Source organism: Streptomyces sp. T028, from assembly GCF_048159505.1.
Lineage (GTDB): Bacteria > Actinomycetota > Actinomycetes > Streptomycetales > Streptomycetaceae > Streptomyces.
The window spans coordinates 1-817 of record NZ_JBLRVZ010000136.1; the positions used below are offsets into that span (position 1 = coordinate 1).

The 817-nt window shown below is 71.7% G+C and carries 1 protein-coding gene; it reads right to left on the bottom strand.

Annotated elements, in window-relative coordinates; genetic code table 11:
* The coding region (locus ACLZN2_RS50935; RefSeq protein WP_416987095.1) for a condensation domain-containing protein at positions 1-817 on the bottom strand (817 nt) is incomplete at both ends.

The window sequence follows — 817 nt, forward strand, 5'->3', positions numbered from 1 at the left end:
GCCGGTCCGCATCCGCCACCACAGCCCGCAGCACCGCCACCAACCGCCCCACCATCGACTCCACCGTCACCCGGTCGAACAGATCCGTGGCGAATTCCGCCAGGGCGTCCAGACCGGCGGGTGAACCGTCGGCGGCAAGGCGCTCGTTGAGGCCGAACGACAGGTCGAAGCGGGCCACTCCCCCGTCGGCGGGCTCGGCGCCGATGGTCAGGCCCGGCAGGTCCAGGGTGGGCTGTGCCGTGTTCTGCAGGGCCAGCACGATCTGGAAGAGCGGGTGGCGCCCGAGCGAGCGGGACGGGTTGACCGCCTCGACGATGCGCTCGAAGGGGACGTCCTGGTGGGCGTAGGCGGCCAGGTCGGTCTCCCGGACCCGGGCCAGCAGCTCACGGAAGGACGGGTTGCCGGAGGTGTCGGTGCGCAGGACCAGTTCGTTGATGAAGAAGCCGACCAGCTCCTCCACGGCGTCGTCGGTGCGTCCCGCGATCGGGGTGCCGATCGGGATGTCGGTGCCGGCACCGAGCCGGGTCAGCAGGGTGGCGAGCGCCGCCTGCAGAACCATGAACAGGCTCGTACCGGACTCCCGCGCCAGGGTGAGCAGTCGCCGGTGCAGTGCGGCGTCGATCTCGAAGCGGATGCGCTCGCCCCGGTGGGAGGAGGCGTCGGGGCGCGGTCGGTCGGTGGGCAGGGTCAGTTCCTCGGGCAGGCCGGCGAGGGCCTGTGTCCAGTGGGCGAGCTGCCGCGAGATCTCGCTGTCCGGGTCGTCCTCGTCGCCCAGCAGCTCACGCTGCCACAGCGCGTAGTCGGCGTACTGCACCGG